At 64.0% G+C, this 21,143-nt stretch carries 21 protein-coding genes and 1 tRNA gene; 7 read left to right on the top strand and 15 right to left on the bottom strand.

All coding sequences use genetic code 11. The features are described 5' to 3' along the window. Positions 1 to 15 precede the first annotated feature (15 nt). Positions 16 to 1,026 carry a DUF4917 family protein gene (locus tag ABEH27_RS15810; protein ID WP_346614497.1) on the bottom strand — a complete coding sequence of 337 codons (1,011 nt, stop codon included), beginning with the start codon at positions 1,024 to 1,026 and terminating at the stop codon, positions 16 to 18. A 112-nt stretch (positions 1,027 to 1,138) separates the two neighbouring features. Here ABEH27_RS15810 and ABEH27_RS15805 point away from each other — a divergent pair, with 112 nt between their 5' ends. Continuing rightward, entirely contained in the window at positions 1,139 to 2,206 is a 1,068-nt protein-coding gene (locus tag ABEH27_RS15805) for a glycerophosphodiester phosphodiesterase (RefSeq protein WP_346614496.1), read from the top strand. Between the two features lie 113 nt (positions 2,207 to 2,319). On the opposite strand, the gene ABEH27_RS15800 is transcribed toward ABEH27_RS15805, so the two are convergent. The 5 genes from ABEH27_RS15800 to ABEH27_RS15780 all read right to left on the bottom strand — a co-directional run bounded on the left by ABEH27_RS15800 (position 2,320) and on the right by ABEH27_RS15780 (position 6,189). Next, positions 2,320 to 2,393: transfer RNA gene (locus tag ABEH27_RS15800), tRNA-Gly, on the bottom strand. Positions 2,394 to 2,514: 121 nt separating this feature from the next. Then, on the bottom strand, positions 2,515 to 3,405 hold the full coding sequence (locus ABEH27_RS15795; RefSeq protein WP_346614495.1) for an alpha/beta fold hydrolase: 891 nt from the start codon (positions 3,403 to 3,405) through the stop codon (positions 2,515 to 2,517). A gap of 345 nt (positions 3,406 to 3,750) precedes the next feature. Then, the gene (locus tag ABEH27_RS15790) at positions 3,751 to 4,443 is read right to left on the bottom strand and encodes a 16S rRNA pseudouridine(516) synthase (protein WP_346614494.1); all 693 of its coding nucleotides are present in this window, start codon (positions 4,441 to 4,443) and stop codon (positions 3,751 to 3,753) included. Between the two features lie 32 nt (positions 4,444 to 4,475). Next, a complete protein-coding gene (locus ABEH27_RS15785; protein ID WP_346614493.1) occupies positions 4,476 to 4,706 on the bottom strand; it encodes a cysteine-rich CWC family protein in 231 nt (76 codons plus the stop codon). Beyond that, positions 4,699 to 6,189: a sensor domain-containing diguanylate cyclase gene (locus ABEH27_RS15780; protein ID WP_346614492.1), complete on the bottom strand. Its 1,491-nt coding sequence runs from the start codon at positions 6,187 to 6,189 to the stop codon at positions 4,699 to 4,701. The genes ABEH27_RS15785 and ABEH27_RS15780 overlap by 8 nt, the downstream gene beginning before the upstream one ends. A 211-nt stretch (positions 6,190 to 6,400) precedes the next feature. Here ABEH27_RS15780 and ABEH27_RS15775 point away from each other — a divergent pair, with 211 nt between their 5' ends. Beyond that, entirely contained in the window at positions 6,401 to 6,841 is a 441-nt protein-coding gene (locus tag ABEH27_RS15775) for a hypothetical protein (protein WP_346614491.1), read from the top strand. 30 nt (positions 6,842 to 6,871) lie between these two features. Here ABEH27_RS15775 and ABEH27_RS15770 read toward each other — a convergent pair whose 3' ends face one another. Continuing rightward, positions 6,872 to 7,978, bottom strand: coding sequence for an enoyl-CoA hydratase/isomerase family protein (locus ABEH27_RS15770; RefSeq protein WP_346614490.1), 1,107 nt, complete (start codon positions 7,976 to 7,978; stop codon positions 6,872 to 6,874). Positions 7,979 to 8,104: 126 nt separating this feature from the next. Between ABEH27_RS15770 and ung the strand changes: the two genes are divergently transcribed. Then, positions 8,105 to 8,797 (top strand): uracil-DNA glycosylase, encoded by a 693-nt coding sequence (ung, locus tag ABEH27_RS15765; RefSeq protein WP_346614489.1) that lies wholly within the window; start codon positions 8,105 to 8,107, stop codon positions 8,795 to 8,797. A 2-nt stretch (positions 8,798 to 8,799) separates the two neighbouring features. Here the strand turns inward: ung and ABEH27_RS15760 are convergent, their stop codons facing one another. The 5 genes from ABEH27_RS15760 to ABEH27_RS15740 form a co-directional block, all read right to left on the bottom strand. Continuing rightward, the gene (locus ABEH27_RS15760) at positions 8,800 to 9,846 is read right to left on the bottom strand and encodes an AbrB family transcriptional regulator (protein ID WP_346614488.1); all 1,047 of its coding nucleotides are present in this window, start codon (positions 9,844 to 9,846) and stop codon (positions 8,800 to 8,802) included. Continuing rightward, a complete protein-coding gene (locus ABEH27_RS15755; RefSeq protein WP_346614487.1) occupies positions 9,839 to 11,353 on the bottom strand; it encodes a tripartite tricarboxylate transporter permease in 1,515 nt (504 codons plus the stop codon). The genes ABEH27_RS15760 and ABEH27_RS15755 overlap by 8 nt, the downstream gene beginning before the upstream one ends. 3 nt (positions 11,354 to 11,356) lie before the next feature. Next, positions 11,357 to 11,815 (bottom strand): tripartite tricarboxylate transporter TctB family protein, encoded by a 459-nt coding sequence (locus tag ABEH27_RS15750; RefSeq protein ID WP_346614486.1) that lies wholly within the window; start codon positions 11,813 to 11,815, stop codon positions 11,357 to 11,359. A gap of 138 nt (positions 11,816 to 11,953) precedes the next feature. Continuing rightward, complete coding sequence (locus tag ABEH27_RS15745; RefSeq protein ID WP_300029687.1) at positions 11,954 to 12,934, bottom strand: tripartite tricarboxylate transporter substrate binding protein; 981 nt, start codon at positions 12,932 to 12,934, stop codon at positions 11,954 to 11,956. 32 nt (positions 12,935 to 12,966) lie between these two features. Then, a complete protein-coding gene (locus ABEH27_RS15740) occupies positions 12,967 to 14,256 on the bottom strand; it encodes an OprD family porin (RefSeq protein ID WP_346614485.1) in 1,290 nt (429 codons plus the stop codon). Between the two features lie 199 nt (positions 14,257 to 14,455). On the opposite strand from ABEH27_RS15740, the gene ABEH27_RS15735 reads away from it, so the two are divergent. Together ABEH27_RS15735 and ABEH27_RS15730 are read left to right on the top strand one after the other, a co-directional pair. After that, on the top strand, positions 14,456 to 15,127 hold the full coding sequence (locus ABEH27_RS15735; protein ID WP_346614484.1) for a response regulator: 672 nt from the start codon (positions 14,456 to 14,458) through the stop codon (positions 15,125 to 15,127). Beyond that, complete coding sequence (locus ABEH27_RS15730) at positions 15,120 to 16,499, top strand: sensor histidine kinase N-terminal domain-containing protein (RefSeq protein WP_346614483.1); 1,380 nt, start codon at positions 15,120 to 15,122, stop codon at positions 16,497 to 16,499. Before ABEH27_RS15735 ends, ABEH27_RS15730 begins: the two co-directional genes overlap by 8 nt. Before the next feature lie 87 nt (positions 16,500 to 16,586). Here the strand turns inward: ABEH27_RS15730 and ABEH27_RS15725 are convergent, their stop codons facing one another. Both ABEH27_RS15725 and ABEH27_RS15720 read right to left on the bottom strand, forming a co-directional pair. Continuing rightward, positions 16,587 to 17,393, bottom strand: a complete 807-nt coding sequence (locus tag ABEH27_RS15725) for an HDOD domain-containing protein (protein ID WP_346614482.1) — start codon at positions 17,391 to 17,393, stop codon at positions 16,587 to 16,589. A gap of 31 nt (positions 17,394 to 17,424) precedes the next feature. Continuing rightward, positions 17,425 to 18,366 (bottom strand): folate-binding protein YgfZ, encoded by a 942-nt coding sequence (locus ABEH27_RS15720; RefSeq protein ID WP_346614481.1) that lies wholly within the window; start codon positions 18,364 to 18,366, stop codon positions 17,425 to 17,427. Positions 18,367 to 18,499: 133 nt separating this feature from the next. Here ABEH27_RS15720 and ABEH27_RS15715 point away from each other — a divergent pair, with 133 nt between their 5' ends. Further along, positions 18,500 to 18,754 carry a succinate dehydrogenase assembly factor 2 gene (locus tag ABEH27_RS15715; protein WP_346614480.1) on the top strand — a complete coding sequence of 85 codons (255 nt, stop codon included), beginning with the start codon at positions 18,500 to 18,502 and terminating at the stop codon, positions 18,752 to 18,754. Then, the gene (locus ABEH27_RS15710) at positions 18,738 to 19,196 is read left to right on the top strand and encodes a protein YgfX (protein WP_346614479.1); all 459 of its coding nucleotides are present in this window, start codon (positions 18,738 to 18,740) and stop codon (positions 19,194 to 19,196) included. The genes ABEH27_RS15715 and ABEH27_RS15710 overlap by 17 nt, the downstream gene beginning before the upstream one ends. A gap of 72 nt (positions 19,197 to 19,268) precedes the next feature. Here the strand turns inward: ABEH27_RS15710 and nadB are convergent, their stop codons facing one another. Then, positions 19,269 to 20,873, bottom strand: a complete 1,605-nt coding sequence (nadB, locus tag ABEH27_RS15705; RefSeq protein ID WP_346614478.1) for an L-aspartate oxidase — start codon at positions 20,871 to 20,873, stop codon at positions 19,269 to 19,271. Between the last annotated feature and the right edge of the window lie 270 nt (positions 20,874 to 21,143).

Here is a 21,143-nt window from a genome sequence, read left to right as displayed (position 1 = left end):
ACCGCTGGAGCAGTCTTAGCGGCGCACCGTCGGCACCTCGATCGCCAACGCAATCGCCCCCAGCGGATGGGTGCTCGCATCGAAGAAATGCAGCGCAGTCCCCGTCAGGTCGCCAAACCGCTCCACAAAATGGCGTTTCTGATTCATCACCGAGGCCTCGCCCAGCGCCCTGATGGCAATCGAAAGATGCGCCGGCCGCGCTTGGCGAATCGCTTCGAGCAGGTGTTGGTCCCTGCTGTCCAGGTGCTGGCCGAACAGGCAGAGGCCTTGGCTTTCCTGCGCCAGCTGCCCCAGGCACCAGCCCAGGTAATCCGAGTGGCGGATCGCACGCAGTTTCTCGTCGCTGCGGTCTTCGTTGACGAACAAGGGCACTTCACCCGGGATGTTCACGGCAAAGCCATCGAGCAATTCAGCGCTTTCGGCGCTGCGCTGGCGGGTGGCGCCGTCGGGCAGCTTGAGCAGGTGCAGCCCGCCGTGCAGGTGCAGCACGCGTGTCCCTGCACTTTGCGTGCGGCGCACGTCGAAGAAGCCTTCCTCATCGACCAGGGCGGCAAAGCCCTGTGGGTCGTGCTGTACGGCCCACGGCAGGATCAGGTCGTAGTTGCTGGTATAGACACTGCGGTAGCTGCGCAACGCCTGGTTGACCGCGGCCAGGGTGGCTGCAGGCATCAGCGGCCACGGCACGTGCACGGTGCGCATGGCGTGGATCAGTGCTTCCTTGATCGAGTAATAGCGGTTCAGCGGCGCGGTGGAGTTGATCGCCAGGGCGGCGTTGGCGCGCACGGTGTGGTTGAGGGTGCTCAGCACAGGCTCGAACAGCTCGGTGCCCAGCGACTTGAACAAGGCCTGGTCGCTGATCGCCAGGCCTTTCTTGCGCCCGGCGCGCTGGGCTTCCTCGAACAGCGAGAAGTAGCCGAACGGCTTCCACAGTGCACGGCTGGCGCCGTTGCCCAGCAGCAGGGCGTCGCAGGGGTGGCGTTGGGCGAGTTCCTGCCAGGTGGCGAGGTGGGCGTCTAGTGCGGGCATGATGGGTCCATTCGCTGGAGCGGAAAACGGTGGCGACTTTAGCATGTCATGCAAGGTGTGCGAGGGTTGGCTCAGGTACGACACGGTTGGCAGGATGAAAGAGGACTTCACCATGCGCAAAAGCTTGATCGCAATGTTGGGCTTGGCGGCCCTGGGTTCGGCCTCGGCGGGCTGGGCAACGGAGGGCAAAAGCCTGGCTGCGGCTCAGGGTATTCCATACCCCGCCGTGATCGCTCACCGCGGTGCCTCTTATGATGCCCCCGAATCAACCACACCTGCGTACCTGCTGGCGCGCGATCTGGGTGCTGACTACCTGGAGCTCGACCTGCAACGCACGCGTGACGGGGTGCTGGTGGTGGTCCATGACGATGAGCTGTCACGCACCAGCGATGTCGCCGAGCGCTTTCCCGAGCGTAAGCTCAGCCCGGTCAGCGCGTTCACCTTGGCCGAGCTCAAAACCCTGGACGCGGGCAGTTGGTTCAACGAGGCGTATCCGGAGCGTGCCCGGCCGTCGTTCAGCAAGTTGCCCATCCTTACCCTGGACGAAGTCATCGACATCGCCGAAGGCAACCCCGAGCGTCAACCGGGCTTGTATATCGAGACCAAGGTGCCTAACCAGTTCCCGGGGATTGAAAAGCAGCTCAAGCAGCGGCTCGAGGCCCGTGGCTGGCTGAGCCGGCCTGGGCGTGTGGTGCTGCAGACATTTGATCGCAACAGCCTGGCGCTGCTGCACGAGGCCATGCCCCAGGTGCCGAAGATTCTCCTGCTGTGGGTGGGAACCAAGGCCATCGCACCCGCCTCTGGCCAGGATTTCGCTGATTCAGGCGAAAGCGACAAGGCCGCCTTTTACGCGCGACAGCAACCGAAGGATCGGGCGGAATTCCTGCGCTGGCTGAACATTGCCAAGCAGGGCGGGGCGATCGGCACCGGCCCCTCGGCCAAGCGCGGCAAGCTGGGTGAACAGAGCTATGCCGACCTCATTCAGCCGTGGATGAACCAGGCCAGCCATGAGCGCGGGTTGCTGGTGCATGTTTACACGCTCGATGAGCCGCAGGACTACGCCAACGCCATGCAGGCCGGGGTGGACGGGATCTTCACTAACCGGGCTGCGCAATTGCTGCGCTTCTACCAGCGCCCCACCGAAAACGAGTCGGCGTTACTGGACAAATCAGGTTACTGAGCGAGCCGGGTTTTTGCCCTGGGATGATCAACCAAAGGACAGAAACGAAAAAAGGAGCCAAGGCTCCTTTTGACAGCGATGACGTTGCTGGAACGCCATGCGGGAATGCGGTGTGGAGCGGGTAGAGGGAATCGAACCCTCAACTAAAGCTTGGGAAGCTTTCGTTTTGCCACTAAACTATACCCGCGTCTGCGATCGACTTTGTACCAGAACGCTCCTCGAATTAGAAGCCCCAGTTATAAACCAGGCCTAAAAAAAGCTGTCGGCGCCCATAGCCTGCGGGTCATGGCTACAGGACGCCGATGCACTCAGATCGCCCATGCATGCTGCCCTTGGGTGTTGCTGTAGAGGTTGCGAGCCCTGGATTCGCGCACGGTCGGCTTGAGGAAGCCAAGCAGGGCGCTGCGCGTGGCTTCGCAAGCCGTCTTGTTTTCCATGTCGAGGAAGTGGCCGGCATCACGGATCACCGTGAAGTGGCTCTTGCCGACATGGTTGCCGAACTGTCGGGCGTCTTCGGCGGTGGTGTATTCGTCACGGTCGCCGTTGATGAACAGCACCGGGATATCGATGTTGCGCGCACCCTTCAGCGCCCGGTCCAGGTCATGCTGCAGCACCTGGTTGATGTGGTAGTGCATCTGCGCGTACTCGTGCGTGTCCAGGCTGCTGACGTGCCGATAGTTGAAACGCTTGAACAGCGAGGGCAGGTGCTTGCCGATGGTGTCGTTGACCAGGTTGCCGACCTGGTAGCGATCGCAGGCGGCCAGGTACTGGCAGCCGCGGTCGAGGTAGTCGCGCATCGGTTCATTGATCACCGGCGAGAACGAACTGACCACTGCCTTTTTCACCAGCCGCGGCTGGTGCGCCAGCGCCAGCAGGGTGCAGGCACCGCCCCAGGAAAACGACATCACGTGGTCGGCGCGGAAGTGCTCGATCAGCTCCAGCAGGATATGCGCTTCGTCCTCTTTGCTGATCAGGCGCTCCTGGCGGTTGTGCGGTTTGGACTTGCCGGCATACGGCTGGTCGTACAGCACCACGTTGAATTGCGGGTGCAGGTTACGCACCGTCTGGGCGAACGAGGCCGTGGTAGCCAGCGAGCCGTTGATCAGGATGATCGTTTTCTCGGCGGCATCGGCGCGATGGAACTCCGTGTAAACCCGATACTGACCTTGGATATCAAGTACAGCGATTTCTGGCCTCATGTCATCGACTCCTGGCGCAAAAAGGGTATTCGCGTCACCTAGGGTGCACGTTCAATATGACAGGTAGGCATTTGCCTGAAGAAATTACCGGGGCCCTGTGTCGATCCTTGGCACACGTGTCGACGGTATTGTTTTTGGCGGGCAATTTGCCGTGCCCCAAAGCATCGAGGCCTTGGGTGGCCGGCAAAAAGTGTCCTGGTCCGCGTTTGTGACTCGTGAGTCACGTGCAGACCGACAAGTTAGGATTCAAGCAGTGGGTTGGGGATCCCGCAAGGGTCGCCTGGGGAAATTTGTGACTTTTGCCGCTGGGCGGTCGTATGACCCCTGCGCAGCGCCTGTGGCGGGCTAGATCGCGGCGATTTCCTCGGCCGTCAGCGCCCGGAATTCACCCGGCGCCAAACCTGGGTCGAGGCGTATCGAACCCATGCTTTCCCGGTGCAGCCCCACCACCTTGTTGTCGAAATGCCCGAACATGCGCTTGACCTGGTGGTAGCGGCCTTCGACGATTGCCAGCCTTGCATGGCGCGGGCCAAGTATGTCCAGTTGCGCGGGGAGGGTGGTGAGGTCTTCGAAGGCGAAGTAGAACCCTGCACGAAACTTGTCGACGTAATGGCCACCGATTTCGTCCTCGGTCTGCACCAGGTAGTGTTTGGGCAATTTGGTCGCTGGCTGGGTCAGGCGGCGCGACCATTGGCCATCGTTGGTCAGGATCAGCAGCCCGGTGGTGTTGTAGTCCAGCCGGCCGGCGATGTGCAGATCGTCGCGCAATTCGGCGGGCAGCAGGTCAAGCACGGTGCGGTGCTGAGGGTCCTGGGTGGCGCTGACGCAACCGGCCGGTTTGTGCAGCATCAGGTAACGCGCCGGGCGGCCGGCCTGCAGTACCTGGTCATCCACCTCGATACGGCTGAATTCGCGCACTTCGGTGCGCGGGTCGGCGACGGCCGCACCATCCACACGCACACGCCGCTGCACCAGCAGCAGGCGGGCTTGCTGGCGGTTATAACTGGGCAGGTTGGCGAGGAAGCGGTCGAGGCGCATGGGGCACGAGCGTAGGCAAAAGGCCGCGCAGTCTAGCGCTTTTCACGGTCGACCGGGGTGGCGGTGTTCGCCGCCAGGCTGACGCCCGCCGCACAGCGCGGGCACAGGCAGGACTGGTCACGCAGCTCTGCTGGCAACGCCTGCAGCACCGCCGGGTCGATGGCCACGGCAAAGCACCAGCACGGCTCAGTGGCGGTGCGTGGGTCGGCCAGGGTGCACTGGTTGAGGGCGCCGCAAGCGGGGCAGCGCTGGTTTTCATTCATAAACGAGTCCGGGTGTTTCACTGCATACACGGTTGCGGCCGGCCTGCTTGGCACGATAAAGCGCGCGGTCGGCGCGGGTCAGCAGGGCGTGCAGGGTGTCGCCTGGCTGCAGGCCACTGAGGCCGATGCTGGTGGTCAGGCGCAGCGGCTGTTCGTCGTAGCTGAAGGTCAGCTGCTCGGTGCGCCGACGGATCTTTTCCGCCACGTCGAGCGCTTGCCGGCCTTCGGTTTCGCGCAGCAGCACGATGAATTCCTCGCCGCCCCAGCGGCAGAGTATATCCGACTGGCGCAGGCTGCCTTGCAGCACATTGGCGAACTGGCGCAGCACTTCGTCGCCGGCCAGGTGGCCGTGGGTATCGTTTAGCGCCTTGAAGTGGTCGAGGTCGATCAGCAGCGCCACCAGCGGCGCGCAATCACGCTGGGCCTCCTGCAGGGCCTGGGCCGCCAGCAGGTCGAAGCTGCGCCGGTTGGGCAGCCCAGTGAGGCTGTCGAGGGTGGCCAGGGCCTCGATGCTGGCCTGATGACGCCTGAGCATGGCATGCAACAGCGACAGCACCACCAGCGTGATCATCGCGCAGATCGCAAGGTTCAGGTACAGCGAGTGGCGTACCCGGTCCAGGGCGCCAGTCTCGCGCTTGTCCACCAGCAAGTACCAGTCAAGCTCCGGCAGGTGCCGCACATTCAGGAAATGGCTGTGGCCCTCGCTGTCCCTGTATTCATGGCTGCCTTCGGCGGGTACCGGCCCCTGCATCAGCAGCTCGTCCAGGCCGGGGTTGTCGCGCAGTGGCTGGCCGGCCCGCAGGCCATGTGGGCCGCCATCCGAACCGCTGAGCAAGACCTTGCCCTGGGCATCGGTGAAGAACACCGAGCGCTGGTAACGCCGCTGGTAGGTGTCGATCAGTTTGACCACCGCGTCCACGCTAAGGCCCACCCCCGTTGCGCCGATGAAGCGCTGCTGGTAGTCCAGCACCTTGTAGTTGATGAAGACCGTGAGGCTGTCGTGGTTGGCCATGTCCAGGTCGACGTTGATTTCGTAAGGCGCCTTGAGCGCGCGCAGGCGGAAGTACCAGGCATCACGCCAGGTGCCCGGCTCGACATGCTTGAGTACCCCCTTGGCCTGGTAATAGGTCAGGCTGCGGTCAGAGACGAAGAAGGAGGTGAAGGTATCCTGCTTGCCCATCACTTCGCCGAGAAAACGCGTGACGCGTTGGGGGTCCTGTTCGCCGGCGAGCACCCAGTCGCGCAGGAACGTGTCCTGGGCCATCATCGACGCGATCAGCACCGGGCGGATGAGGTCTTTTTGAATCTCCGAATAGACGGTATCGGAGGTCAGCGGCAACTCGGTGTTGACGATGCCATCGCGGATCGCGCTGCGTGAAGCGAAGTAGCTGAGCAGCGAGGTGGCGAGGAAGCCACAGGCCAGCAGCATCAGCAGGGTGAGGATCAACGAGCGCTGCGAAAACAATGCGGAGCGTGAAGGCATGATCGTCCCGTGATGTGTGCCGAGGCGATCATTCTAGTGACATGACCGGAAAAAGACTGCAGGTTTTTTGTGGGTATCCGTGCTGTTTCAAATTGTTGCAGAAATGGCACTGCACGTTGGCCGTAATGTCTTATTCAGTGTCGATGAACGCTTTGCGGTCGACGCTCGCCAGCGCCGCTGTTCGGGCACCCCAGCGGTCCAGGAGGCCGCCATGTCCTATCGAATTCTGTTGATCGCCCTTTTGGGTCTGATGACAACCGCCTGTGTACCCTACTACCAGGGGGGCAGCTACTACCGCTCCGATTACTACACCACCGACCGCTATGTGTCGCCGGGTTACTACCGCCATGACCGCTACTATGTAGCGCCACAACCGCGCTACTACTATCAACCGGCGCCGCGTTACTACCGGCCGGCGCCCGTGCCTCAATACCGGCCACATCCGCAGCCGGGGATGAACCAGTGGCATGGCAACCCGCGCTATGACTATGGCAACCGTCAGCGCTATGACTACGGGCGCGATCGCGACCGGCATGACTACCGCAATGACAGCCGGCGGTATCAGAACGACCGCTGGCATTCCAACGGCCGGGGTGACCGTGACCGCCGGCCTGATGGTAGGCGTGGCGGTGATCGCAACTGGCAACGCTGAGCATCAAGGGGCCGCTGCTGCGGCCCTTGTTCATGCCAGGTCAGCCAGCGGATGTCGCCCCTCCCATATCTTGACGAAATGCGCCTCGACCACCGCGTCGGGCACCTGCGCCACATCTGGCCAGTGCCAGCGCGGCTGGTTGTCCTTGTCCAGCAGGCGGGCGCGCACCCCTTCGCTGAACTCGGGGTGACGGCAACAATTGAGGCTCATGCTGTACTCCATCTGGAACACCTGCGCCAGTGACAGGTGCCGGGCGCGGCGTATCTGCTCCCAGACCAGGTGCGCCGTCAGCGGGCAACCCTGGTGCAAGCGTTGACCTGCCTCGGCCAGCAGCGGGTCTTCATGGTGTTCAAGCCCTTCGAGTGCCCGCCATGCGGCCGCAGGGTCCGCGACATCCAGCAGCGCATCGATCGCCTGGCGCCGCGGCAGCCATTGCGCCTTGGGCAGTTCGGCAAAGGCACGGTGCTGCTCTGACTTGAGCAGGCTGTTGAGCTGCAAATCGGTCTGCTCCTGCCAGTTCATCTGCAGCAACTCGTCAATCAGGCCTTCTTGCTGATGCTCGCCAAGGAACCGGTCGGCCAGGCCCAGGTCGAGGGCGTCTCGGGCATTGATGGGCGCGCCAGTCAGCCCGAGGAACAGCCCCAGCTTGCCCGGCAGGCGGGCAAGGAACCAGCTGGCACCCACATCGGGGTAAAGGCCGATGCTGATCTCCGGCATTGCCAGTCGGCTGCTGGGCGTGACGATGCGTATCCTGGCACCCTGCAGCAGCCCCATGCCGCCACCCAGCACATGGCCATGGCCCCAGCACAGCAGTGGTTTGGGGTAGGTGTGGATGAGATAGTCGAGGCGATACTCGGCGGCAAAGAACGACGCCGCCAGGGGTGGCACGCTGCCTGGGTGTTTGCGGCAGGCCTGGGCCAGCGCACGCACGTCGCCACCCGCGCAAAATGCCTTGGCGCCATTGCCACGCAGCAATACGCAGACCACGCCCGGGTCGCGGGCCCACTCATGCAACTGTTCGCCGAGCACCTCGATCATCGGCAGGTTGAGGGCATTGAGCGCCTTGGGCGCATCCAGGGTGGCAATGCCGATTCGGGCGCCGTCGACGCCGGTGAGTACCTCGCAGTGAATGGCCATGGACTACCTCGCTCCAGTCGTCCCCCTAGTATGGCCTGCCTGGCCGATCACGCCGGTCGTCGGTCGGACCGATTGACAAGGGGGGATGGCTTACCTAGTGTCGCGCCATTGATTACGGACGCCCCCATGACTGACGACGATCGCATCAAACTCGAGCCCGGCTGGAAAGACGCACTGCGTGCCGAATTCGACCGGCCCTACATGCACCAGCTGCGTGAATTCCTGCGCCAGGAATACGCTGCCGGCAAGGAAATCTACCCGCCAGGGCCGCTGATTTTCAACGCGCTCAACTCCACGCCGCTGGAGCGGGTGAAGGTGGTGATCCTCGGCCAGGACCCGTACCACGGCCCGGGTCAGGCCCACGGCCTGTGCTTCTCGGTGCAGCCAGGCGTACCCACGCCGCCGTCGCTGGTGAACATCTACAAGGAGCTGCAGCGCGACCTGAACATTCCCATCGCCAACCACGGTTACCTGCAGAGCTGGGCCGAGCAGGGCGTACTGCTGCTGAATACGACCATGACCGTCGAGCGCGCCAACGCTGCTTCGCATGCCAAGAAAGGTTGGGAGTTCTTCACCGACCGTATCATCCAGGTCGTCAGCGAGCGTTGCCCGAACGTGGTGTTCCTGTTGTGGGGCGCGCACGCTCAGAGCAAGCAGAAGCTGATCGACGGCACCAAGCATTTGGTGCTGAAGTCGGTGCACCCGTCGCCGTTGTCGGCCTACCGTGGGTTCCTCGGCTGCGGGCACTTCAGCCGGACCAACGGCTTCCTTCAACAGCGTGGGCTGGCGCCGATCGACTGGGCGTTGCCGCCCTTGTAGATTCAGTTTTTTCGCGGTTGCCGCTGATCAGCGTTCCACACCCTGAACAGCGGCTCCGCCAGAAACAGCACGAACAACAACCGCATCACCTGCAACGCCGTCACCAGCGGCACTGACAACTGCAAGGTTTCCGCCGTCAGGCTCATCTCGGCAATCCCGCCGGGCATCATCCCCAGGGTCAGCGAACGCAGGTCCAGCGCAGTCAGCACGCTCAACCCCCATGCGGCACTGCCGGCAATCAGCATGCAAAGCGCTGTGGCCAGCAAGGTGCGCCCCAGAAACGAGGGTGCGCGACGGAAAAACGCGCGGTTGAAGTGGCAGGCCAGGCCACTGCCGATCAGCCATTGGCCGATCTGGCTGGCGCCGTTGGGCAAGGCTATCTGCAGATCGCCCGCCAGGCTCGCTGTCGCGGCCACCAGCAAGGGGCCGAACAGCCAAGGGTTAGGCTGGCGCAAGCGCTGCCAGACGAAACCGACTGCCACCCCCAGCGGTGCGATCAATGCCAGCCAGCCCCAGCTTACGCTGCCGGCATGATTGAGCGGCACGCCATCACCGATGAGGAACTTGAACAGCGCCGGCACGCACAGCACCACCGCCAGCACGCGCAGGCTCTGCGCGGCGGCGACCTGGCTGAGCACTGCGCCATTGCGTGCGCCCAGGTTGACCATCTCCCCAGAGCCGCCAGGCATGCTGGCGAAAAATGCCGTGGCCCGGTCCTCGCCGGTGCGCCGCAGCAACCACACGCCGACCACGCTGGAAACGGTGGTGAACAGCGCAGCAAAGAAGATCAGCGCGAAATGGCTGGCCACCTGTTCGATCACCGCCGGGGTGAAATGCAGGCCAATCCCCAGGCCGATGATGCATTGCCCGCATTTGCGGCCGTTGGGGATTTCCGACAACTGCCACGGCGTCAGGCAACGCACCAGGATGATCGCCAGCAACGAGCCGACCATCCAGGGCAGCGGCCAGCCGACCAGGCTGGCGAGATACCCGCCCGCCAGGCCGACCAGCCCCGTCGCCCAGTACAGCGGCAACGACCGGTCAGGCATCGGCCATCGCCCGGCGCTGTTGCGCGCGCTTGCGCCAGATGCGCAGCAGCGGCAGGGTCAGCATGCAAAGGGTCAATACCCATACCGACATGCTGATCGGGCTCGACCAGAGAATGCCCAGCTCACCGTTGGAAATCGACAGCGCGCGGCGCAGGTTCTGCTCCATCAGGCCGCCGAGGATGAACCCCAGCAGAATCGGCGACAGCGGGAAGTCCAGCTTGCGCAGGATGTAACCCATGATGCCGATGCCGACCATCAGGAACAGGTCGAAGGTGGTGGCATGCACGGCGTATACACCGATCGCGGTGATGATCGCGATCACCGGCACCAGCGCCCAGTTCGGCACGGCGAGGATGCGGGTGAAGATGCGGATCATCGGGATGTTCAGGATCACCAGCATGATGTTGGCGATGAACAGCGACGCGATCAGGCCCCAGACGATGTCTGGTTGCTGTTCGAACAGCAGCGGGCCCGGGGTGATGTTGTACAGCGTCAGTGCGCCGATCATTACTGCCGTGGTACCCGAGCCAGGTACGCCCAAGGTCAGCATGGGCACCAGGGCACCGCAGCAGGAGGCACCGATGGCGGTTTCCGGCGCGGCAAGGCCGCGTGCATCACCCTTGCCGAAGTTGCCCTTGGTACCGGCAATGCGTTTTTCGGTCATGTAGGCCACGGCGCTGGCCAGCGTTGCGCCGGCGCCCGGCAGCACGCCCATGATGAAACCGAGCAGGCCGCAGCGGATGTTGACCGCGAACACCGACGCGGCTTCCTTGACGTTGAACAACATGCGCCCGGTGGCCTTGACCGCCTGGTGGCCATGGTGAGTCTTCTCCAGCAGCAGGAGAATTTCGCTGATCGAGAACAGCCCCAGCACCAGCACCACGAACTGAATACCGTCGGCCAGGTGCACGCTGTCACCGGTGAAGCGGTACACGCCGCTGTTGGCATCGATGCCGACTGCCGACAGGAACAGGCCGATCAGCGCGGCGATGAAGGTCTTCAACGGTTTGTCGCCGGCCATGCCGCCGAGGCAGACGATGGCGAACACCATCAGCACGAAATACTCCGCCGGGCCGAAGGCTATCGCCCATTTCGCCAGCAGCGGGGCGAACAGCACCATGCCGCAGGTGGCGATGAAGGCGCCGATGAACGAACTCCACGCCGACAACGACAAGGCCACGCCGGCCAGGCCCTTGCGGGCCATCGGGTAGCCGTCGAGGGTGGTCATCACGGTCGAGGCTTCGCCGGGAATGTTCAGCAGGATCGAGCTGATCCGCCCGCCGTATTCGCAGCCCAGGTACACCGCAGCCAGCAGGATCAGCGCCGACTCCGGTGGCAGGCCGAGGGCGAAGGCGATCGGGATCAGCAGCGCCACGCCGTTGATCGGGCCAAGGCCCGGCAGCAGGCCGACCACGGTGCCGATCAACGTGCCCGACAGGGCGGTGACCAGGTTGTATGGGCTCAGGGCGACGCCGAAGCCCTGGCCCAGGTAGCTCAAGGTATCCATGTGTCAGTTCTCCAGTGCGCTCAGCAGGCCAAGGGGGAGGGGGACGTCCATCACGCGGTCGAACAGCCAGTAGAGGAACAGGCTCATGCCCACCACCACGATGGCGCTGTGCAGCCAGCGGCCGCCATACAGCCGTGCCATGGGGATACCGACCAGCATGGCGCTGAGGATGAAGCCCAGGGCCTCGAAGGTAGCGGCGAAGACGATCAGCAGGCCGACGCAGGCGGCGATCTTGATCAGGGTTTCGCGGTCCAGCGCTGGCTCGTCGTCCTTGCGTACGATCGGCGTAGGGCGGATGGCGAGGTACAGCAGGCCCAGGCCCATCAGGCCGAGCATCAGCAGCGGGTAGGCGCGGGGGCCGACCGGTTCGTAGGAAAACGCCGCCTGGTAGGGCCAGGCCATCACGGCCAGGGCGGCGCACACCGCCAGCAGAACCAGGGCGAAGATACGTTGCAGGATCATGAGTAAATCCTCATTGGGCGCGGACTTTGTGGGAGCGGGCTTGCCCCGCGAACACCGGCAAAGCCGGTGCCATGCACCGTGGTGTCAGTTTCGCGGGCAAGCCCGCTCCTACAGGGATCGGTTCAGGTAATCGGCGATTTACTGAATCAGGCCGAATTCCTTGGCCAACGCCTTGTAGTCCGCCACCTGTTTCTTCACATAGCCGTCCAGCTCTTCACCGGTCATGGCAAACGGGAACAGCTCGCGCTGGTCACGCAGCTGGGCGAAGTCCTCGGAGGCGAGCATCTTGTCGAACGACGCTTTCCACCAGGCGTAGTCTTCATCGCTCACCTTCGGCCCCAGGTAGAAGCCGCGCACCACCGGCCAGACGATGTCGTAGCCCTGTTCCTTGGCGGTCGGGATGTCCTTCATTTCCGGCTCGTCCAGGCGGTTTTCCGAGAACACGGCGAGGATGCGCATGTTGCCGCTCTGGATGTGCGGCATGGAGTCGGAAATGTCGGTGGAGCCGACCTGGATGTGGCCACCCAGCAGCGCCGTGGCGATTTCGCCGCCGCCTTCCAGCGCCACGTAGCGCAGGTCGCGCGGGTTGATGCCGGCGGCCTTGGCGATCAGCGCTGTCTGCATCCAGTCCTGGCTGCCGACGGTGCCACCGGAACCAATGACCACCTTGCTCGGGTCTTTCTTCAGCGCCGCGACCAGGTCGTCGAGGGTCTTGTAGGGCGAATCGCTTTTCACCGCGATGGCGCCGTAGCTGGTGCCGACCGCCGCCAGCCATTTCACGGCATTTTCGTCAAAGCGGCCGAATTTGCCCTGGGCCAGGTTCAGCAGGGAGCCGCTGGACCACGCCACCAGCGTGCCGGCATCGCCTGGGCGCTGGGCAACCACAGCGTTGTACGCCACCGCGCCGACACCGCCGGGCATGTAGGTAACGCGCATCGGTTTGCTGAGGATCTTCTCCTGCACCAGGGCACTTTGCACCAGCTTGCAGGTCAGGTCGAAACCGCCGCCGGGCGAGGCCGGGGCGATGCATTCAGGGCGTTTCGGTTCGGCAGCGAGGGCATTGCCGGCCAGCAGCAGGCAACCGGTAGCCAGGACGAGGCGGCGCAGTGAAAAGGTCATCGTCTATCTCCGTGAGCATTGTTGTTATTGGGTTACCACAGGGCCACGCTGTAGCTCACCAGCAGCCGCACTTCGTCGGCATCGCGGGCGAAGTTGGAACGGAAGGTGGCGTTGCGCAGGCGCACGGCGACGTTTTTCAACGGGCCGCTTTGTACCACGTACTTGAACTCGGTGTTGCGCTCCCACTCCTTGCCCTCGCCACCGGCGGCGCGGCTGACGTTGTCGCCGTTGATGTAGCGGGTCATGAAGGTCAGCCCAGGGATACCCAGGGCGGCGAAGTTATAGTCGTAGCGGGCCTGCCAGGAGCGTTCGTCGGCACCGGCGAAGTCGTTGATCTGGACGAAGTTGACCAGGTAAGGGTCGGCACCATCGATGTAGGGGAAGGCGCTGTCACCAGACAGCTGCTGCCAGGCGCCACTGACCTTGTGCCCGCCCAGGCTGTAACTGAGCATGCCGTTGAACGTGGTGTTTTCGATGCGCCCGGCCTTGGCCGCGCCTGCGTCGTCGCTGATCGCCAGGCGCAGATCGGCGCCGAAGGTGCCCGGGCCCCAGGGCTGGGTGGCGAGCATGCCGAAGAAGTGCTGGCGGTAGATGTCATCGAGCTGGGCGAAGTGGTAGCTGCCGGTGATGCGGTCGGTGAACGTGTAGTCGAGGCCGGCCAGGGCGAGGTTGTCGGCGCTGAACGTGCCGCCAAAGCGGCCGTTCTTGTTGTTCAGGGCCAGGTCTTCCCAGTTGGTGTCATTGCGGTCCTTGGCCTTGTCCAGGCGCCCGCCGGTGAAGGTCAGGCCTTTGACTTCCTGCGAGGTGAGCAGGCCGCCTTCGAAGGTTTGCGGCAGGATGCGCCCGTCGTTGGGCTGCAGGGTCGGCAATTCGGGGATCAGCGTGCCGACTTTCAGTTCGGTCTTCGACACCTTCACTTTGCCGGTCAGGCCGAGCTTGGAGTACTCATCGGCGGCCTTGCCATCATCGTGGGTCGGCAGCAGGCCGGTGTCGGTGCGGTCCGGGCTGGAGTCGAGCTTGATACCGAGCATGCCCAGCGCGTCCAGGCCAAAGCCTACGGGGCCATCGGTGTAGCCGGACTCGAAGTTGAGCATGAAGCCCTGGGCCCATTCGTCGCGCTTGGATTGCTGCGCGCTGGTGCCGTCGCGAAAGTCGCGGTTGAAGTACATATTGCGGGTTTCGAAGGTCGCCGTGCTGTCTTCGAAGAAGGCGGCCTGGCTGGTCGGGGCAACGCCGGCAAGCGCAAGTGCGCAGGCATAGGCGGGCGGGCGTGCGGACAGGGAACGGGTAGGCGCGTACGCCTGCGGCTGCGATGACAGCATCGAGGATGGCTCCGTTATTGTTCTTATTCGTTGCACCTTGCTGGTGCTTTTTTCGGCGCGCGGGGCGACCGTGGTGCGATGCTAGGTAACGAACCTTTCGCTAACCTTTCAGCCTGAAAGGTTTGTCAGATGGGGCTTCACAGACGGGGTGACGGCGGTACACTCCGCGCCACCGCCCCACCCGAGCAGGGAGAATCCGATGCGTGTGCTGCTGGTCGAAGACCATCTGCAACTGGCCGAAAGCGTGGCCCAGGCCCTCAAGAGCCACGGTTTGACCGTGGATGTATTGCACGATGGCGTGGCCGCCGACCTGGCCCTGGCCAGCGAGGAATATGCCGTTGCCGTCCTCGACGTGGGCCTGCCGCGCATGGATGGCTTCGAGGTGCTGGCGCGTCTGCGCGGCCGTGGCAAGACCCTGCCGGTGCTGATGCTGACCGCCCGCAGCGACGTGAAAGACCGTGTGCATGGCCTGAACCTGGGGGCGGATGATTACCTGGCCAAGCCCTTCGAACTGACCGAGCTGGAAGCGCGAGTCAAAGCACTGCTGCGACGCAGCGTGCTCGGTGGCGAACGCCAGCAGCGCTGCGGGCCGCTGGTGTATGACCTCGATACCCGGCGCTTCAGCCTGGGCGAGGACAACCTGACCCTGACCTCCCGCGAGCAGAGCGTCCTGGAAGCGTTGATCGCCCGCCCGGGCCGGGTGATGAGCAAGGAACAGCTGGCCGCCCAGGTATTCGGCCTGGACGAAGAAGCCAGCCCCGACGCCATCGAAATCTACATCCATCGCCTGCGCAAGAAGCTCGATGGCCAGCAGGTGGCTATCGTCACCTTCCGCGGCCTGGGTTATCTGCTTGAGCACCGTGATGCGTGACGACGGCAGCCTGCGCGGGCGCTTGCTGGGCAACCTGGCGCTGTTGCTGGTGGTGTTGATGCTGGCCAGCGGCCTGAGTGCTTACTGGAATGGCCGCGAGGCTGCCGACACCGCCTACGACCGCACCTTGCTGGCCTCGGCGCGCACCATCGCCGCCGGCCTGTCCCAGCGTGACGGCACCCTGAGCGCCGATGTGCCCTATGTGGCGCTGGACACCTTTGCCTATGACAGCGCCGGGCGCATCTACTACCAGGTGCTGGACATCAACCAGAAGCTGATCTCGGGCTACGAGAAACTGCCGCCGCCACCGCCCGGCACGCCGCGCACCGACGATTATCCGGCGCTTGCGCGTTTCTACAACGCCACCTACCTCGGCCAGGACGTGCGTGTGGTCAGCCTGCTCAAGGCAGTGAGTGAGCCCAACATGAACGGCATGGCAGAAATCCGTGTGGCCGAGACAGAGGAAGCGCGGGTCAGCATGGCCCGTGGGCTGATGGCCGACACCTTGCTGCGCCTGGGCATGCTCGCGTTGGGCGCGTTGGTGATGGTCTGGTTTGCGATCAGCGCGGCGTTGCGCCCGCTCGAGCGCCTGCGCACGGCTGTGGAGGAGCGCCAGCCTGATGACCTGCGCGCACTGCCGCTGGTGCAGGTGCAGCGCGAACTAAGCCCGCTGGTGCGCGCGTTGAACCACTTCACTGAACGGCTGCGCGAGCAGTTCGAACGCCAGGCGCAGTTCATCGCCGAGGCCGCCCACGAGCTACGTACACCGCTGGCGGCGCTCAAGGCGCGGGTCGAACTCGGCTTGCGTTCGCAACAGCCCGAGGAGTGGCGCCAGACCCTGGAGGCCGCTGCGCAAGGCACCGATCGGCTGACCCACCTGGCCAACCAGCTGCTGTCGTTGGCGCGGGTCGAAAATGGCGCACGGGCGATTGCCGAAGGGGGCGCCCAGCGCCTGGACCTCAGCCAGCTGGCCCGTGAGCTGGGCATGGCCATGGCGCCGCTCGCGCACAAGCGCGGCGTGGCGCTCGCGTTGGAGGCTGAGGCACCGGTGTGGCTCAAGGGCGAACCCACGTTGTTGAACGAACTGCTGAGCAACCTGGTGGACAATGCCTTGGCCCACACGCCTGCGGGCGGTAACGTGATCTTGCGGGTGATGGCGCCGGCGGTGCTGGAGGTCGAGGACGATGGGCCCGGCATCCCCGAGGATGAGCGCGAACGGGTGTTCGAGCGCTTCTACCGGCGCAGTGCCCAGGGGAGCGGGTTGGGCCTGGCAATCGTCGGTGAGATTTGCCGCGCCCATCTGGCACAGATCAGCCTGCACGATGGCGAGAACGGCGGGTTGAAGGTGCGGGTGAGCTTTATCGCGGATTGATGGGGGCAAGTACCGCCCCTTCGCTGATGCAGTCCACCTTGTGGGAGCGGGCTTGCCCCGCGAAAAGGCCGGCCCAGGCAGCCCAGGTCAGCGCAACAGGCTCCGCGCTTCCAGCAGCTCGCCCATTTCCAGCTCGGTGCCAAAGGGCAACCCCAGGTGCCGGTAGGCCGGCAGCGCCGCCAGCGGCCGGCTACGCCCGCGTTGGCTGATGCACCGGGCAATCTGCACCACGTCGATGTAGTCGACCTTGTCGGTTTGCCGGTCCAGGTCCTGCACCTGGCTAGGCAGTTGCACCAACTGCTCGGGAAATTCCCATGAGGACAGGATCTTGTCGCCCAGCACCGGTTGGATCTGCTCGATCACGTAGTGCAGGCAGACCGGGTCGGAGAGCAGTTCGTTGTGCTCTTCGGCATAGATCAGCACCGGCAGCGCGCCAATCTGATGGACCAGGCCGCCAAGGGTCGCCTGGTCAGGTTTCAGCTGGGTGAAGCGACGGCAAAGTTCGTAGCTGATGCCCGCTACTTCGAGGCTGTTGGCCCAGATATCCCTGAGCTTCTGCTCTACCGCAGACGAGCGGGCATGGAAGATCTGCTCGATCACCAGGCCGATCGCCAGGTTGCAGCTGTAGTTGATGCCCAACCGCGTGATGGCGGTGTGCAGGTCGGTGACCTCGACCGCCGCGCGCAACAGCGGGCTGTTGACCACCTTGATCAGGCGTGCCGAGAGTGCGGCATCGCGGCCGATCACCTTGCTCAGCGCGGCAACGCTGATCTCGGTGTCCTCCGCCGCCTCGCGGATGCTCAAGGCCACTTCCGGGAGGGTCGGCAAGACCAGGTCATCGTTGGCGATGGCCGCGAGCAACTGTGCTTGGACCATCTCGGCCAGCTTGTTCATGTACTTCTCTACCGCAGGGGTGGCGGGCTGGTCAGCGCTGGATTTCCCGGTCGCGGTCCAGTTCGTAAGGCAGGCTCGACACGTGCAGGCGTGGGCCTTCAAGGCTACCCAGGTGCAGGTTGTTGTCCGCCACTGCCTCGGCAGTCAGCACCGCAAGCAGTTCGCAGCCCTGGCCAGTGCTGGCCGCAAGCACCACTTCACCCACGGACGAGCCGTGGGTAGGCGAGAAGATTTCGGCGCCCGGCGCAGGGATGTCCCGTTGGTCGAGCAGCAGGCGGTACTGACGGCGCTTGAGCTTGCCCAGGTACTGCATGCGGGCGACAATTTCCTGGCCGGTGTAGCAACCTTTCTTGAAACTCACGCCATCGACGGCCTGCAGGTTGATCATCTGCGGGATGAACAGCTCGCGGGTTGGGCCCATGACCTGGCCAATCCCTGCGCGGATCTGGCCCAGCAGCCAGTCGTTGAGGCTGCCTTCGGGCAATACCGCACTGAGTTTTTCGCGCACGCTGGCAGCAGCGTCTGCGGGCACCCAGAGCTCGGCCCGGCCTTCGGACACGGCAATGGCGACCAGGCCTTCATGGCGCACGGTGGCGCCGGCGCCGGTCGGCACGCTCAAACCCAGCGCCTGCAGCGCGGCGTCACCGCCCTGCAGGCCGAACCGCGCCCAGGCGGCACTTTCGTCGCTGAGCGTGGCCTTGGAGAACACGGCGTACTTCTTCAGGTCGGCCAGTTGCGCCTCGAGCAGTTCGCTGGCCATGGCCAGCAGGTAGCCGTTGCCTTCGGGCAGGATACGGAAGCTCGACTGCATGCGCCCTTTGACCATGCAGCGGGCGCCAAGGCTGGCGTGCTCCAGGCTGAGGTAGTTGATGTTGCAGGTCAGCTGGCCCTGCAGGAACTTGCCGGCGTCGGAGCCGCGGACGGCGAGGATGCCCTCGTGGGACAAGGGGCTGAAGAAAGCGGAATCGGCCATGGGGGATCGCGGTGGCTAAAGACTGGCGGCCATCATAGAACGCCAGTAACAAAATAGGTAGGTGACTAGACCAACGCCTCGTGCCGCTTCGTGCGCCGGGCTGTATACTGGCGGCCCATTTGAGGAGGGCCCCATGGTCGAACAAACTGAACTCAACCGGCTTTTCTGGCACAGCCGCCGTGGCATGTTGGAACTCGACGTACTGCTGGTGCCTTTCACCCAGGAGGTCTATGCGACCCTGAGCGATGCCGACCGCGAACTCTATGTGCGCCTGTTGAGCTGTGAAGATCAGGACATGTTCGGCTGGTTCATGGAGCGCACCGAGTCCGAGGACCCGGAGCTGCAGCGCATGGTCCGCATCATCCTGGACCGTGTCCAGCCCAAGTGAGTGTTTCGAGTGCCGTTGGCAAGGCTCACGCCTGTTGCTGACGGCCTACCTGATCTGCCAGGGGCTGGCACAGTCTGCCTTGTGGCTGAGTACGACACCCTGGTGGCTTTGCCTTCCTGCTGTAGCCCTTTGCCTCGCCCATGCTTGCTGGGCCATCCCTCGACGTATCCTGCTGACCCATGCTCGCGCCGTCACCGGCCTGAGGCGTGATGCGCTTGGCTGGCGGCTGTTCTGCCGTGCCGAGGGTTGGCAGGCCGTGCGTTTGGGTCGGGATAGCGTGGCGCTGCCGGGTTTGGTGGTGTTGAAGTTCGTGCGGCCGGGGCATTGGTTTGGTGAAAGCCAATGCATTGTTCGCGACGCCCTGGAGGCCGAACAGCACCGGCGCTTGCGGGTAAGGTTGAAGTTTAGCCGGCGCCGGTGGGCTGAGGTTGCTGGGCAATAGCGATATTCAGTGTCGGCTTCTTCGCGGGTACCTTGCGAACGGGCTTGCCCGCGAAAAAGGCGACGCCGACCTTCAGGTCGGGCTCAGAATGGTGTCCTTGGCCTCGGGCAGCATCGACGGGTAATCCAGAGTGTAATGCAAGCCGCGGCTTTCCTTGCGCTGCATTGCCGAGCGAATCATCAGTTCCGCCACCTGGGCCAGGTTGCGCAGCTCGATCAGATCGCGGCTGACCTTGTAGTTGCTGTAGAACTCGTCGATCTCGTCGAGCAGCAGGCGAACGCGGTGCTCGGCACGTTGCAGGCGCTTGCTGGTGCGCACGATCCCCACGTAGTCCCACATGAACCGGCGCAACTCATCCCAGTTGTGCGCAATGATCACGTCCTCATCCGAGTCGGTGACCTGGCTGGCGTCCCAGCAGGGCAGAGCCTTGGGCATCGCGACCTGGTCCAGGTGCGCCTGGATGTCCGCAGCAGCGGCGCGGCCATAGACGAAGCACTCGAGCAGCGAGTTGCTGGCCATGCGGTTGGCGCCGTGCAGGCCGGTGAAGCTGGTCTCGCCGATGGCATACAGGCCTGGCACGTCAGTGTGCCCACGATCGTCGACCACCACCCCGCCACAGGTGTAGTGGGCAGCCGGCACCACCGGGATCGGCTGACGGGTAATGTCGATACCGTACGTCAGGCAGCGTTCGTAGACGGTCGGGAAGTGGCTCTTGATGAAGTCAGCCGGTTTGTGGGTGATGTCCAGGTACACGCAGTCCACACCCAGGCGCTTCATTTCGTGGTCGATGGCGCGCGCGACGATATCGCGCGGGGCCAGTTCTTCGCGCGGGTCGAAACGCGGCATGAAGCGCTCACCGTTGGGCAGGCGCAGCAGGGCGCCTTCGCCGCGCAAGGCCTCGGTAACCAGGAAGCTCTTGGCCTGCGGGTGGTACAGGCAGGTCGGGTGGAACTGGTTGAACTCAAGGTTGGCTACCCGGCAGCCGGCGCGCCAGGCCATGGCGATTCCATCACCGCAGGCACCGTCGGGGTTGCTGGTGTACAGGTAGACTTTGGCCGCGCCGCCGGTGGCCAGCACGGTAAAGCGCGCACCAAAGGTGTCCACCTCACCGCTGTTGCGGTTCAGCACATAAGCACCCAGGCAGCGATCGCCGGGCAGGCCCAGGCGGCGCTCGGTGATCAGGTCGACCGCTACACGCTGCTCGAGCAGCTCGATGTTCGCGCGCTTGCGGGCCTGTTCCAGCAACGTGGTGAAAATGGCGGCGCCCGTGGCATCGGCGGCGTGGATGATGCGCCGGTGGCTATGCCCGCCTTCGCGGGTCAGGTGAAATTCGAAACCGCCGTCGTCGACACTGTGCCGATCGTCGCGGGTAAAGGGCACGCCTTGTTCGATAAGCCACTGGATGGCTTCACGGCTGTGCTCCACGGTGAAACGCACCGCATCTTCGTGGCACAGGCCGCCGCCAGCGTTGAGCGTGTCCTCGACATGGGACTGCACGGTATCGGTGTCGTCCAGTACTGCGGCGACACCGCCCTGGGCCCAGAACGTCGAACCGTTGGCCAGGTCGCCCTTGCTCAGCACGGCAATGCGCAGGTGGCTGGGAAGGTTAAGTGCCAAGCTGAGACCGGCAGCGCCGCTGCCGATCACCAGGACATCATGTTGGAATTGTTGGCTCATGTCGGGACACTAGTAATCTTTGGAAAGGGCACGGCACAATAGTCACGCGCAGATGGCATTGTGAAACTATCGTGAAAGGTGGCCGGGCAGCCTTTATAGCAGCCTGCGGTGGCCAATTTCCATGCCACCTGCGACGTTACGGCGATCTTCGTGGGAACTTTCCTACATGGCTGGAAATCCTATGAAGGCTGCCCGTGCGCCAGAAATTCGCGCGGCGACGCGTGGCGGCGGCTCTATCCGGGCTGACACCTGCGTATCCGAAACCTGATT

It is taken from the genome of Pseudomonas sp. P39-UII1 (assembly GCF_039672635.1).
Classification (GTDB): domain Bacteria; phylum Pseudomonadota; class Gammaproteobacteria; order Pseudomonadales; family Pseudomonadaceae; genus Aquipseudomonas.
Note: the sequence above shows the minus strand (reverse complement) of the source record. Positions and strands in the feature narration are given on the sequence as shown.

Bases quoted from the DNA above. Each gene is read 5' to 3' on its own strand.
- ABEH27_RS15780 (WP_346614492.1), bottom strand. From the start codon at position 6,189: ATGCCTTCACGCTCCGCATTGTTTTCGCAGCGCTCGTTGATCCTCACC.
- ABEH27_RS15760 (WP_346614488.1), bottom strand. From the start codon at position 9,846: ATGCCTGACCGGTCGTTGCCGCTGTACTGGGCGACGGGGCTGGTCGGC.
- ABEH27_RS15750 (WP_346614486.1), bottom strand. From the start codon at position 11,815: ATGATCCTGCAACGTATCTTCGCCCTGGTTCTGCTGGCGGTGTGCGCC.
- ABEH27_RS15775 (WP_346614491.1), top strand. From the start codon at position 6,401: ATGTCCTATCGAATTCTGTTGATCGCCCTTTTGGGTCTGATGACAACC.
- ABEH27_RS15770 (WP_346614490.1), bottom strand. From the start codon at position 7,978: ATGGCCATTCACTGCGAGGTACTCACCGGCGTCGACGGCGCCCGAATC.
- ABEH27_RS15715 (WP_346614480.1), top strand. From the start codon at position 18,500: ATGGTCGAACAAACTGAACTCAACCGGCTTTTCTGGCACAGCCGCCGT.
- ABEH27_RS15745 (WP_300029687.1), bottom strand. From the start codon at position 12,934: ATGACCTTTTCACTGCGCCGCCTCGTCCTGGCTACCGGTTGCCTGCTG.
- ung (WP_346614489.1), top strand. From the start codon at position 8,105: ATGACTGACGACGATCGCATCAAACTCGAGCCCGGCTGGAAAGACGCA.
- ABEH27_RS15795 (WP_346614495.1), bottom strand. From the start codon at position 3,405: ATGAGGCCAGAAATCGCTGTACTTGATATCCAAGGTCAGTATCGGGTT.
- ABEH27_RS15740 (WP_346614485.1), bottom strand. From the start codon at position 14,256: ATGCTGTCATCGCAGCCGCAGGCGTACGCGCCTACCCGTTCCCTGTCC.
- ABEH27_RS15810 (WP_346614497.1), bottom strand. From the start codon at position 1,026: ATGCCCGCACTAGACGCCCACCTCGCCACCTGGCAGGAACTCGCCCAA.
- ABEH27_RS15805 (WP_346614496.1), top strand. From the start codon at position 1,139: ATGCGCAAAAGCTTGATCGCAATGTTGGGCTTGGCGGCCCTGGGTTCG.
- nadB (WP_346614478.1), bottom strand. From the start codon at position 20,873: ATGAGCCAACAATTCCAACATGATGTCCTGGTGATCGGCAGCGGCGCT.
- ABEH27_RS15725 (WP_346614482.1), bottom strand. From the start codon at position 17,393: ATGAACAAGCTGGCCGAGATGGTCCAAGCACAGTTGCTCGCGGCCATC.
- ABEH27_RS15720 (WP_346614481.1), bottom strand. From the start codon at position 18,366: ATGGCCGATTCCGCTTTCTTCAGCCCCTTGTCCCACGAGGGCATCCTC.
- ABEH27_RS15735 (WP_346614484.1), top strand. From the start codon at position 14,456: ATGCGTGTGCTGCTGGTCGAAGACCATCTGCAACTGGCCGAAAGCGTG.
- ABEH27_RS15730 (WP_346614483.1), top strand. From the start codon at position 15,120: ATGCGTGACGACGGCAGCCTGCGCGGGCGCTTGCTGGGCAACCTGGCG.
- ABEH27_RS15785 (WP_346614493.1), bottom strand. From the start codon at position 4,706: ATGAATGAAAACCAGCGCTGCCCCGCTTGCGGCGCCCTCAACCAGTGC.
- ABEH27_RS15755 (WP_346614487.1), bottom strand. From the start codon at position 11,353: ATGGATACCTTGAGCTACCTGGGCCAGGGCTTCGGCGTCGCCCTGAGC.
- ABEH27_RS15790 (WP_346614494.1), bottom strand. From the start codon at position 4,443: ATGCGCCTCGACCGCTTCCTCGCCAACCTGCCCAGTTATAACCGCCAG.